At 64.9% G+C, this 12,076-nt stretch carries 10 protein-coding genes; 3 read left to right on the forward strand and 7 right to left on the reverse strand.

Annotation, left to right across the window (positions count from 1 at the left end):
* Window positions 1–7 precede the first annotated feature (7 nt).
* A complete protein-coding gene (locus tag WC729_RS00890) occupies window positions 8–2,434 on the reverse strand; it encodes a TonB-dependent receptor (protein ID WP_372848579.1) in 2,427 nt (808 codons plus the stop codon).
* Between the two features lie 290 nt (window positions 2,435–2,724).
* Between WC729_RS00890 and WC729_RS00895 the strand changes: the two genes are divergently transcribed.
* Complete coding sequence (locus WC729_RS00895) at window positions 2,725–3,858, forward strand: nucleoside hydrolase (protein WP_372848581.1); 1,134 nt, start codon at window positions 2,725–2,727, stop codon at window positions 3,856–3,858.
* Between the two features lie 137 nt (window positions 3,859–3,995).
* Window positions 3,996–6,296 (forward strand): TonB-dependent receptor, encoded by a 2,301-nt coding sequence (locus WC729_RS00900; protein ID WP_372848583.1) that lies wholly within the window; start codon window positions 3,996–3,998, stop codon window positions 6,294–6,296.
* A gap of 92 nt (window positions 6,297–6,388) precedes the next feature.
* On the opposite strand, the gene WC729_RS00905 is transcribed toward WC729_RS00900, so the two are convergent.
* From WC729_RS00905 to modA, 6 genes are all read right to left on the reverse strand, one after another.
* Window positions 6,389–6,661 carry a hypothetical protein gene (locus WC729_RS00905; RefSeq protein ID WP_372848585.1) on the reverse strand — a complete coding sequence of 91 codons (273 nt, stop codon included), beginning with the start codon at window positions 6,659–6,661 and terminating at the stop codon, window positions 6,389–6,391.
* Between the two features lie 332 nt (window positions 6,662–6,993).
* Window positions 6,994–7,449, reverse strand: a complete 456-nt coding sequence (locus WC729_RS00910; RefSeq protein WP_372848587.1) for a DUF2846 domain-containing protein — start codon at window positions 7,447–7,449, stop codon at window positions 6,994–6,996.
* 11 nt (window positions 7,450–7,460) lie between these two features.
* A complete protein-coding gene (locus tag WC729_RS00915; protein WP_372848589.1) occupies window positions 7,461–8,171 on the reverse strand; it encodes a hypothetical protein in 711 nt (236 codons plus the stop codon).
* Between the two features lie 93 nt (window positions 8,172–8,264).
* Complete coding sequence (locus WC729_RS00920; RefSeq protein WP_372848591.1) at window positions 8,265–8,867, reverse strand: ATP-binding cassette domain-containing protein; 603 nt, start codon at window positions 8,865–8,867, stop codon at window positions 8,265–8,267.
* Window positions 8,857–9,546, reverse strand: coding sequence for a molybdate ABC transporter permease subunit (gene modB, locus WC729_RS00925; RefSeq protein ID WP_372848593.1), 690 nt, complete (start codon window positions 9,544–9,546; stop codon window positions 8,857–8,859). The genes WC729_RS00920 and modB overlap by 11 nt, the downstream gene beginning before the upstream one ends.
* 195 nt (window positions 9,547–9,741) lie before the next feature.
* Window positions 9,742–10,503, reverse strand: coding sequence for a molybdate ABC transporter substrate-binding protein (gene modA / locus WC729_RS00930; RefSeq protein WP_372848595.1), 762 nt, complete (start codon window positions 10,501–10,503; stop codon window positions 9,742–9,744).
* A gap of 90 nt (window positions 10,504–10,593) precedes the next feature.
* Here modA and WC729_RS00935 point away from each other — a divergent pair, with 90 nt between their 5' ends.
* The gene (locus tag WC729_RS00935; RefSeq protein WP_372848597.1) at window positions 10,594–11,916 is read left to right on the forward strand and encodes an alginate export family protein; all 1,323 of its coding nucleotides are present in this window, start codon (window positions 10,594–10,596) and stop codon (window positions 11,914–11,916) included.
* The last annotated feature ends 160 nt before the right edge of the window (window positions 11,917–12,076 follow it).

Genomic DNA, 12,076 nt, shown 5'->3' on the forward strand with positions numbered 1-12,076 from the left:
TCTTGTTCTAGAACTTGAAGCCAAGTTCCACGCCATAGAAACCGGGCCGGTCGGCACGGACATAAGGCGTCTCGAAAATATCCGTCGAGATCGTGTTGAGCGTGCGGTAATATCGCTTGTCGAGCAAATTCTCGGCATAAACCGCGATCGACACATGATCGCCCGGCGAGCGCCAGCCGACCTTGGCGTTGACGATATTGCGCGCCGAGCGCAGCCCCCCGAGCTTCGACCAGTCGACGAACGGCGCGATCGAGGCATCGATGGCGCGTTGCGCGTCGTTCAGCCGCTGGTGCGAGGTATAGCTGTAGGTCGCATCGGCGAAGATCGATCCATGGCCGATGTCATGGTCGTAATGCGCGCTGACGATGCCGCGGAACGCCGGCTCGCCGGTCGGCTGGCCCGAGATGTCGACGCCCTGTTCGATCCGCGTCACCCATTTCGACTCGATCAGGCCGGCCGTCACCCCGACCCTGAAATCGCGCGACACCACGAACTGGGTCTCCAGGTCGACGCCGTACGCCTCTGAATCGCCCGACCGGGTCACATATTGCGGCAGGCAGACCGTGCCGGGCGGGATCGGCGTCAGTTGGCAATTGGGGTTGGTGTTCGGCTCAAGGCTGATCGATTGCCGGTTCTTGTACTTGAAATAATAGGCCGAGGCGTTGAACCGCACGCGGCGATCGAACAGCTCCGATTTGAAGCCGCCCTCGAAATTCCACACCTTTTCCGGCTCGAAGAAGGAGTTGATCTCGGTCGAGTTGAAGCCCCCCGCCTTGTAGCCGCGCGAGGCCGACGCATAGAGATGCACGTCACCGGTCAGGTCATATTGCACCACGAAGCGCGGGCTGACGTCGCTGAACGCGGCGCGGCGGGTGAAGGGCACGCCCTCCAGCGCCCCCACGTCGAAGATCACGCCATTGGGGCCGACGGTCGCGCGGTAGAAGTCGGACACGCTGATCGGCACGTCCGGGAACAGCGGCGCGCCGATGATCGCGTTGTAGAGCGAGCCGGGCGCCGAGATCGCGTCCAGCCCCGGGGCGACGAAGCCGCCATTGGTCCAGGTGAAGCGCTTCAGGTCATGCGTGTAGCGGATGCCGGCGGTCAGGCTCAGCCGGTCGGTCAGCTTGTAGGTCGCGTCGCCGAACGCGGCATAGGAATCGTTCGCCGCGCGGTTGTTCATGTCCTCGCGGTACTCCAGCCCGAATACCGGCAGGCCGCCATAGAAATTGAGCAGCGAGAAGACGGGGAAGCCCGCCGCATCCCCCAGGATCCGGTCGAGCGAGTCGGTCAGCAAGGTCGCCGCGCTGGTCTGCCGCCCGCGCTCGTGGAAATAGCTGACGCCCGCGATCGCGCTCAGCCGGTCATTGTCGAAGCCGACGCGGAACTCCTGATAGAGGCTGCTGTTCTTCTCGATATTCTCGGTATCGAAATAGCGGGTCGGGTCAGCCGTGCCGTCCTCGTCCTCGCGATTGTGCGTCTCGAAATGCTTGAACGAGCTGATGCTGGTGAAGGTCAGCGGCCCGGCATGATGCGTCGCCGTGAACGACACCGCGTTCAGGACGCGCGTCTCCTTGTCGCCGATCGCGTCATTGGCGAACGGGCCGGCGGGATCGGTGCTCAGCGCGTGCGTGCTGATGCCGATCGCGAACGGGCCGTCCTTGGCGGTGTCGTCATGATCATAAGCGAGTACGAAATCGGTATCGGTGGTCGGCGCCCAACGCAGCGCGGCGCGCCCCGACTTGTTGTTCTCGCCCTCACGCTTCTCGCCCGTCAGCGCGTCGGTCAGATACCCCTTGCGATAGTTGGAGACACCGTTGAGCCGCAGATAGAGCGTGTCGGTCAGCGGGATGTTCACCGTCGCATCGGCCCGCACCTTGCCGTAGTTGCCGACCTGGAGCGTGCCGACCAGCGCGCGCTTGTCGTCCGGCTTGTTGGTGATGATCGAGATCGCGCCGCCCGAGGTGTTGCGCCCGAACAGCGTGCCCTGCGGCCCCTTCAGCACCTCGACGCGCTTGATATCGTTGAAGAAGATCAGCGACGACCCCGACCGCCCCGAATAGATGCCGTCGACAAAGATGCCGACCGAAGGCTCGGTGCCGATACCGAAATCGTCGGTCTGCACGCCGCGGATCGCGAAGCTCGGCTGCGTGACCGACGTATCGTTGATCGACAGGCCCGGCGTGAAGCTGTCGAGATCGCCGATCGACTCGGCGCTCAACGCCTCGATGGTCGCCGCGCTGAACGCGGTGACGCTGATCGGCACTTTCTGCAGCGATTGCTCGCGGCGCTGCGCGGTGACGACGATATCCTCGACCTGCGGGCCTTCGGCCTGGGCTGGGGTGGAGGGATTCTCCGGCGTGACCTGAGCGGCCGCGGGCACTGCCCAGATTGCGGCCACACCCACCAGCAACGCCGTCTTGCGCAATGCCGTCATCAACTGCTCTCCCCGAACGCGATAACGACTCGGAAGCTATCGCTACTTTGTAGCGAACGCTATCGTTTTTTCAGTTCGGATTATCCGACTGATAATCATGATGAATTTCCGTGATTTTGATATGACCGCCGGATTGCTGTGTCGTCGGAGCACCATACCGAAGTTCCGAAAACGCCCGATCCACCGCGCCGCGTTGACGCGGCGCACGCACCCGGCGATGCTTGCCGCCAGAAGCGCGACAGGCGCCGGACCGGGAGAGACATCGCCACTCTCGCATCAGGGGCCTTGCCGTGCGCTGCCTTCTCATCCTCTGCCTTGCCGCTCTCGCGCTGCTTCCCGGCGCTCCGGCGCTCGCGCAGTCCGCCCCCGCCCAATCAGCACCAGGCAAGCGCCTCGTGCTGATCGACGACGATCTGATCGGCCTGAACGGCGTGCCCACCCTCCTGCTCCAGGCGCCCGATGTCGAGGTGCTGGGCATCACCACCACCAGCGGCTCGGTGTGGCGCGACACGGCGACCGCTTACGGGCTGCGCACGCTGGAGATCCTCCACCGCACCGACATCCCCATCGTCCCCGGCGCGACCTATCCGCTGCTCAACACCCAGGAGGCGACCAAGCGCTGGGAGGGTTTGTACGGCCGCCTCGTCTTCAAGGGCCCCTGGACCGATTACTGGCCCGGCGACACGGTGCAGAGCCATCCGGGCAATGCCTCGCCCGAGGTCGTGCCGACGCTCCCGATCGGCAATCCGACGACCAAAGCCTCCGCCGAAATCGCCGCCGCTTTCCTCGTCCGCATGGTCCGCGCCCATCCGCACCAGATCACCCTGTTCGCGACCGGCCCGATGACCAACGTCGCGATCGCGCAGAGCCTCGACCCGGGCTTCGCCGCCAATGTGAAGGAGCTGGTCTATATGGGCGGCAGCCTGCTGCCCCATCAGGTGCTCGCCGGCCCGTCGGCCGAACAGTTCGCTCGCGAATTCGTCAACACGCCCCGCCGGGAATTCAATATCCGATGGGATCCGGAAGCCGCGCGCATCGTCGCTCATGCGCCCTGGCCGAAGATCACCATGATCCCGGTCGATCCCTCAACCGGGACGCAGTGGACGCGCGACTTCCTGACCAGCCTGAAGGATGCGAAGACGCCGCTCACCGACCTGCTCCAGACCGCGCTCGAACCCGGCTATCCGATGTGGGACGAGATCGCAGCGATGATCTGGCTCAACCCGGAGATCGTGACGCGCGCCGACGCGCTCTATGTCGATTTCGATACCGGCCAGGGCGCCAGCTATGGCGACACCTTGTCCTGGATCGATGCCTATCGCCCGCATCTCGGCGAACAGGTGCAAAGGGTCGTCCTCTCGATCGATCGCGCCGCGATGGAAGCGGCGATGCGCGCCTTGTACAGGCGCCCACTGCGACATTGAAGCAACGCCCCGGCCAAGAAGTGCCGGATCGGTCGCAGCTCCCCTTGATGACCATTGCAGTCATGTTACGATTTCGCGTGAATTCCGGGACTCGCGGGATCTCAGGGAGCGGGTGCCCCATAAAATAGGGGATATCGATGTTTTCCAGGGCCTTTCGCGTCACCGCTTCCGTTCGCTCGCTCGCCGCAGGCGCCTCGCTTCTCGCCATCGGCCTGGCGGCCACGCCCGTATCGGCTGAAGCCGCGGCACCCGCGCCCGTCGCCGACGAACCGACCCAGGCCGCCGATAATACCCAGGGCATACCGGACATCGTCGTCACCGCGACACGCCGCGCCGAATCGAGCAAGGACGTGCCGGTCGCCGTCACCGCGATCGGCGGCGAGAAACTCGATGTGCTCAATTCGGGCGGCCAGGATGTCCGTTTCCTGTCGTCCCGCACGCCAAGCCTGCAGATCGAATCCTCATTCGGTCGCACCTTCCCGCGTTTCTATATCCGCGGCCTCGGCAATACCGATTTCGATCCCAACGCGGCCCAGCCAGTATCCGTCGTCTATGACGATGTCGCGCTGGAGAGCCCGATGCTCAAATCCTTCCCGGTATTCGACCTGGCGAACGTCCAGGTGCTGCGCGGACCGCAGGGTACCCTGTTCGGCCGCAATACCCCGGCGGGCGTGATCAAGCTTGAATCGACCAAGCCGGGCGGCGACGCGCTGTCGGGTTACGCCAGCGGGTCCTGGGGGACCTACAACACCGTCAATGCAGAGGGCGCCGTCGGCGGCCCGCTCGGCAGCGGCTTCTCGTTCCGCGCCGCGGGCCTGCTTCAGCGGCGCGACAATTGGGTGACCAACACGTCGACCACCGGCGTCGCCGACAAGAAGCTCGAGGGCTATCGCGACGTCGCCGCCCGTTTCCTGCTCGGTTATTCAAGCGGCGATTTCAACGCGCTGGTCAATTTCCATGTACGCGACCTGGAAGGCACCCCGCGCATCTTCCGCGCCGGCCTGTTCAAGCAGGGCAGCAACGATTTCTCGCCGGGCTTCGACAAGAGCAAGGTCGCGCTCGACGGCTATACCAGCCAGTCGATGAGCCAATGGGGCACCAACCTCCACCTCGATTATCATGTCGACGGGGTCGGCACCTTCTACTCGATCACGGCGTTCGAAAAGGCCAATGTCGAGAGCACCGGCGATATCGACGGCGGCAACAATTATGTCTTCCCCGCGCTCGGGCTGAACAACGCGCTGTTCCCCTCCAACACCGGCGGCGTTACCCGCCCGGAGGAATTCAGCCAGGAACTGCGCTTCGCCACCGAGAATATGGGCGGCGTCACCGCCCAGGGCGGCCTTTATTATTTCCACCAGAAGCTGCGGTACCACGAATATAACTACGTCTTCCCCGCCAGCGGATCGCGGGCGGCGGACAACAACCAGGATATCTTCCACAACAACACCAACGAGAATTACGGCATCTTCGCCTCGGTCGAGTACAAGGCGACCGACGCGCTGACGCTGCGCGCCGGCGGCCGCTATTCGCACGACAGGCGCTACGATCGCATCTCCGGCTACTCGCCCAATGTGTTTCCCCCCACCCTGCCGCTGGACCAGCTAAAGCCGCTTAGAGCCAGCGAAGGCGAGTTTACCTGGGATCTGAGCGCAACCTATGCGGTCAGCCCGGACGTCAATCTCTACGCCCGCGTCGCCACGGGCTATCAGGGGCCGGCGATCCAGGATCGTGTGACGTTCGGCAGCGTCCCCACCGTCGCCAAGAAGCAGACGACGATCTCGGGCGAGGGCGGTATCAAGGGCGCGTTGCTGAACAATGCGGTGCGCTTTGCGCTCGATGCTTATTGGTCGCGTACCGATGACCTGCAACTGACCGCGGTGGGCGGCGGCACCAACTCGGCGAAGCTCCTCAACGCTGATCATGCCGTCGGCTACGGCGTCGAGGCGGAGTTCGAAGCTCGGCCCGTACCGCAACTGACACTTACCGTCAGCGGCAGCTATAACTTCACCGAAATTCGCGACCCTATCATTCGCGTCGGGCAATGTGGCTCGGCTTGCACGATGCTCGACCCGGTCTCCGGTGGCCTCGCCACGATCGACGGTAACGACCTGCCCCAGGCACCACGCTGGGTCGCCAACGTCACCGCGCGCTACGGCGTGCCGGTCGGCAATGGCGAGGTCTATGTCTATACCGACTGGGCGTACCGCAGCAGCATCAACTATTTTCTCTATGAAGCAGTCGAGTTCCGCGGTCGCGCGCTGCTCGAAGGCGGTCTGAAAATCGCCTACAAGACGGACAGCGGATTCGAAGTGGGTGCCTTTGCACGCAACATCACCAACCAGATCCGCAGTATCAGCGCGATCGACTTCAACAATCTGACCGGCATGATCAACGAGCCGCGCATCATCGGCGGCGAAGTGAAGATCAGCTTCTGACAGCGCATCTGGCACTGACGCGAAAGAGCCGCCGTCCGGTCGACCGGGCGGCGGCTCTTGGTCTGGCTCGGCCCCGATAGGGGCGGGAGCGCTTACTTCGACTGGAAGATCACGCCCTTGGCTTCCCACTCCGCCTTGGTGCGGCAGGAACGCTTGGCGAGGATCGAACCGGTCACGGAAGGGTCGCCGGTGACGGTCGGCGAGAGGCAGATCTTCTTGGGCGCCTGCTCGCTCATCGTCGGCTGGGCGTTGCCGTTGGTGTTCGCGTTGCCGCGCGCGCTTGCCATCGAGGGGACGGCGGCGGTGGCGAGCATCGCAAAGGCGGCGACGGCGAAAGCGGGACGGGTCAGGGTCGAACGGGTCATCTCAGGTCCTCCATGGGGCAGTAACACAGGCGGGATTTGCTACCCGCACTGACACTACTGCATTACCCATGCCAAACAGTGGCCGTTACGTATAATCAATGACTTAGGCAATTACGATAGTACGATAAGAACCAGAATGCCCGAGAGGTTGGCAATATTCGCCAATTGCAGGGGCAATTTCCCATTCAGGATTCGGACAGAATTGATCGGTGCCGGACAGTTGCTGTCCGCTATCGGACGGCGCTGTCCGATAAGGCCTCCGGGCACGAAAAAGCCGCCGCCCGGTTGCCCGGACGACGGCTCATCGAATTCCTGGGCGAGGCGCCCGGTTGTCAGTCCTTGGGCTTCCAGAGATTCATGCCCTTGGCTTTCTTCGCGAACTCCGCACGATCCGACGGCGACAGATTGGGACGGCCAGCCATGATGCCCATGCCGATCTTGCACTTCACATAATAGGTCTCGCCGGGCTCGATCTCGAGATTGAGCACGTCCTTGTTCTCGGCTTCGGTGTTGTAGGTGTGCTTGCCCGGTTCGGCATTGTGCACCCAATATTTGCCCGATCCGAGACGCGCGACTTCGCCGGCGCCTTCATGCACGGTGCAGCCGAGCGCCGCACCCATGAGTGACCCCGGACGATAGAAGATGATCTGGCCCTTGTCGGCCGGAGCCGCAGGGATCGGGCCCGCCTTGGTAACGAGCGCGGGCTGCGCGGCTTCCTGCGCGGGCAGTGACGAGGCGGCGAGCGACAGCGCGCCGACGACCATGAACGAAGCGAACCTGATTTTCATATTGGACATCCTCACTTTGACGAAACGGGAGTTGGCGCCGCTGTTGCGGTCTCTTGCGGTGCAGGCGCCGTGACGGCAGCGGGTACCGGGGCAGGCGTGGTGGACATGGCGGCGCCCGGCCCGGAAGCCGGACAAACCGGCGACGGCTCCATTCGGATATCGACCGGTTTCGACAATCGCGCCCGGCCCGGGCTGCCGGGCGGCACGATCAGGTCACCCCCGCTCAGGAACATGAACGGCGTTGCCACGACGATGGTGAGGATGGCGGCCTTGTCGATATTGTCCTCACCAGTGGCGCCGGCGCCGAGCTGGAAACCACGCAGGCCGATACGGGTATCGCCGCAGCCGAGATATCGCGCGGCCAGGATGAGTTCGCCTGCCTTGCCCATGGCGCGGGCTTTGGCGGCGTGGACGACCTCGCCCTGCCCCATCGTGCCCACCGGAACGACCGTCTTGCCATCGACGACGATCGGCGACCGCAAGCGGATCGGAAAGGTCTCATCGATCTTGCTGGTCTTGGAACTGAGCGCGCCCGCAACCTCGATATCGACTGGAGTGTTTGCCGACAGCCGGACATAGCCTTGCGCCGGCCCCGGATCCGCAGGTGTGGTCGCTGCGCTCGAGACAGGCGCCCCCTGCGCTGGAACGACCTCCTGCGCGGCGAGGAGGGCCGGCACGCAACCCGCAATGAAGGCGAACACTGTCCGCGCCGATATGTTCATGGTACCCCCCGGTATGGGGCCGTTGTGGCTCAGTCGCGCCTTCAGCGCAAGTGTCTTCGCAGCTGGATCAGCCGCAAATTCTTTACAGTTCAGTTACATGCGAACGATGCGCGTCCCGATGCGCTCCGCCTCTTCGGGGTCGTGCGTGACCATCAGGATCGGCATCTGCATCCGGTCGCGGATATGCTCGATCGCGCGCATCACCTCTTCGCGTCGCGCCCGGTCAAGCGACGACAGCGGCTCGTCGAGTAGCAGGAAGCGCGGTGCGCTCAGCAGCGCACGTCCGATCGCTACCCGTCGCGCCTCGCCACCTGACAGCGTCCGGGGCCAGCGATCGAGCAGGGCGTCGATGCCCAGGAATGCCAGCGTGTCACCGATCGCGGTTCCCTCCGGCGCCCCGTACGACAGATTGGCCCGGACCCTCAGATGCGGGAACAGCCGTGGCTCCTGGAACACATAGCCGCCGCGCCGGCGTTCCGGTGGCAGGTCGATGCCGGTGGCTGCATCGAACAGGGTTTCGCCGCCTACTCGAACATGCCCTGCATCAGGCACCAGAAGCCCCGCGATCATGTTGAGCACGCTCGTCTTGCCCACGCCCGATGGCCCGAACAACACCGTCGCTCCCTCCCCGGCGGCGAACTCGGCCGAGACCTCGGTGTCGCCGAGCCGTTTCGTCAGGGCGACGTCAAAGGACATGCAGCCCCCTCCCCGCCCGGCGCGCGAGCAATTCCGATGCGATCAGCGCGGCCAGCGACAGCGCGACCGAGATCGCCGACAGCCGCCACACCATCGCCTCGCCGCCGGGCTGCTGGAGCGCCGAATAGATGGCGAGCGGCAGGGTCTGGGTCTGGCCGGGCACATTGGAGACGAACGTGATGGTCGCGCCGAACTCACCGATCGATCGCGCGAAACCGAGCACGGCACCGGCCAGGATGCCGGGCACGCTGAGCGGCAGGGTGATGGTGCGGAATACCCTGCCCGGTCCCGCGCCGAGCGTGCGCGCCGCGCCCTCGAGCCGCCGGTCGACAGCCTCGATCGACAGCCGCATCGCGCGCACCATCAGCGGCAGCGCCATTACGCCGGCCGCGATCGCGGCGCCGGTCCAGCGGAACAGCACCGACACCCCGAACCAGTTCATCAGCCAGCCGCCGATCGGCCCGTTCGGCGCAAAGGCGATCAGCAACAGCCAGCCGGTCACCACCGGCGGCACGACGAGCGGCAGGTGGATCAGCGCATCGAGCAGCACCTTGCCCGGGAAGCGCCAGCGCGCCAGCACCCAGGCGAACGCGAAGGCGATCGGCAGGGTCACCACCATCGCCACCGCGCCGACCTTCAGCGACAGCAGCACGATGGTCCATTCGTCAGGGGTGAGCATGAAGCGCCGCCTCCAAGCCACACTTTTTCTTCCCCGGCGAAGGCCGGGGCCCAGTTGGGAAGGCCCTGATTACGACGCGCAGCACTCGACTTTCAAATGCTTCCCGACTGGACCCCGGCCTTCGCCGGGGAAGGAATATTTGAGAGGCGCCGATCCAGATCGGATAGGCACCGGCATGACGGGCGGATTTCATCCCTATCGCGCCGAAAAACCGAAGCGCACGAAGATCGCCTTGCCCTCGCGCGACACCAGGAAGCGCCGGAACGCCTCCCCTTCCGGATTGGCCGACGCTTTCAGCCGCGCGATCGGATAAGTGATCGGCGGATGCGACGACGCCGGAAACACCCCGGCAATCCGCACCTTTGCCGACGCCCTGGCATCAGTCGCATAGACGATCCCTAGCGGCGCAGCACCACGCTCGACCAGCGCCAGCGCCGCCCGCACATTCTCGGCGCGCACCACGCTCGGGCTGACTGCGTCCCATACGCCGAGCTTCGTCAACGCCGCCTTGCCATATTTGCCCGCCGGCACGCTCTCCGTATCGGCCATTGCCAGCGGGCCCGCGCCAAGCACGCGGGCCAGCGGCCCGCGCGCCAGCGGGATGGTCACCCGGCTCCCGGCGGGCGCCACGATCACCAGCCGGTTGCCGAGAAAATCGGATCGGCTCGCTGGCACGATCAGCCCCTTCGCCGCCAATGCGTCCATCCACTCCTCGTCGGCCGATACGAACACATCCGCTACAGCCCCCGCCTCGACCTGCCGCGCCAGCGCCGAGGAAGCCGCAAAGGAGACCACCGGCTTGGGATGCCCTTTGCGCACCCAGGCCTCGGCGGCAGCGGTCATCGATTCCTGCAGCGAGGCGGCGGCCAGGATCAGCGGCGCGCGCGCGGGCGCGGCCCATACCGGCCCTGCCGCCAACACCAGCAGCGCGACAAGTATCCGAACCAGGTGTTTCATCCAGACCGTCCCATCATTGTATACAATATCACTGGCGATTTACCCTTCTATAGCCTAGCGCACGCCCCACACCATTGGCCGGGGAAGCCTGTGAGGAAGAGGATCGGCTGCCTGGCGGCCATGACATCGCTGGGTGTAGCCGGTGCGGCACACGCCGAGGACGGCAAATTCACGCTCGACGCCAATATGCGCGCGCGTGCCGAGGTGATCGACGGCCAATATCGTGCCGGGCTTCCGGCCGACGATGCCGCCTTGCTGTTCCGCACCGACATCTCCGCCACCTACGCGAAGGGGCCGATCAGGCTCGGCGTCGAGATTCTCGATTCCCGCGTCTATTTCGAGCGCAAGCACAGCTCGATCAGCGCCAATGAAGTCGACGCGCTCGAACCGATCCAGGCCTATGTCGCTGCCGAGCTCGGCTCGGGCGTCAGCGTGCAGGCCGGGCGTTTCACCATGGACCTCGGCTCGCGGCGCCTCGTCGCGCGGCCGATCAACCGCAACGACTTCAACAGCTTCACTGGCGCGCGGCTCGACTGGAAGAACAAGGCCGGCGACAAGCTGACCGGCTTCTGGACGATGCCGCAAACCCGCGTGCCGGAGGATTCGGCCGGGGTGCACGGTAATCGCTTCGAACTCGACGAGGAACGGATCGAGCGCCAGCTGTTCGGCGCCATCGCCACCAAGGCCGGCGTCATCGGCGGCACGGCAGAGCTTTACAGCTATCGCTTCGTCGAGACCGACGCGCCGGGTTTCGCCACGCGCAATCGCCGCCTGCTGACCTCGGGCGTCCGCCTGTCGCGCGCACCCAAAGTGAATATGCTCGACTATGACATGGAAGGTGCGTGGCAGACCGGCACCACCCGCCTCAGCGCCGCCGCCAGCGACCTCGTCAACCACCGCGTCTCGGCATGGATGTTCCACGGCGCGGTGGGCTGGAGCTTCAAGGCGCCCTGGTCGCCGCGTCTTTCGTTCAATGCCGATTACATGACCGGGGACAAGACCGGCGGCAGCTTCAGCCGCTTCGATGGGCTGATCGGCGACCCGGCCTATGAGTTCACCCCATCCGGCCTCTATTCGCTGATCATCCGCTCGAATATCGCGACCGTCTCGGCACGGATCGAGGCGAAGCCGAACGCACGGCTCGACATGCATTTCAACCTGCGCCCGATCTGGCTCGCCACCGCGACCGACAGCTTCGGCAATTCGGGCGTGCGCGACCCTTCCGGTACGTCCGGCCACTATGTCGGCACGCATATCGACACGCGGGTGCGCTACTGGCTGATCCCCGACCGGCTGCAGCTCGGCGCGGGCGGCGCGATCCTGTTCAAGGGCCGTTTCATGAAAGACGCCCCCAACGCGCCGCAGACGGGCAACACCCGCTACGGCTTCATGGACACGACTGTCTTCTTCTGACCGACCATCGACCGGGGCCTTTGCCTTCACGATGTCGTCGCGACGCAGTCGCTCGATTCAACATTAGCACGAACAATGCTGGGTATGGGCCCGGCGGCGCCGTCGGCGCGCCGCGCCGCTCCTTCTCATTGTCGGTTGAACATGTGGGGCATTTTTGCCG

The sequence above is a fragment of the Sphingomonas sp. genome (genome assembly GCF_041661825.1).
GTDB lineage: Bacteria > Pseudomonadota > Alphaproteobacteria > Sphingomonadales > Sphingomonadaceae > Sphingomonas.

Coding starts and splice junctions, on each gene's coding strand:
- WC729_RS00905 (WP_372848585.1), bottom strand. CDS start 6,661: ATGACCCGTTCGACCCTGACCCGTCCCGCTTTCGCCGTCGCCGCCTTT.
- WC729_RS00900 (WP_372848583.1), top strand. CDS start 3,996: ATGTTTTCCAGGGCCTTTCGCGTCACCGCTTCCGTTCGCTCGCTCGCC.
- WC729_RS00910 (WP_372848587.1), bottom strand. CDS start 7,449: ATGAAAATCAGGTTCGCTTCGTTCATGGTCGTCGGCGCGCTGTCGCTC.
- modB (WP_372848593.1), bottom strand. CDS start 9,546: ATGCTCACCCCTGACGAATGGACCATCGTGCTGCTGTCGCTGAAGGTC.
- WC729_RS00890 (WP_372848579.1), bottom strand. CDS start 2,434: ATGACGGCATTGCGCAAGACGGCGTTGCTGGTGGGTGTGGCCGCAATC.
- WC729_RS00920 (WP_372848591.1), bottom strand. CDS start 8,867: ATGTCCTTTGACGTCGCCCTGACGAAACGGCTCGGCGACACCGAGGTC.
- WC729_RS00915 (WP_372848589.1), bottom strand. CDS start 8,171: ATGAACATATCGGCGCGGACAGTGTTCGCCTTCATTGCGGGTTGCGTG.
- modA (WP_372848595.1), bottom strand. CDS start 10,503: ATGAAACACCTGGTTCGGATACTTGTCGCGCTGCTGGTGTTGGCGGCA.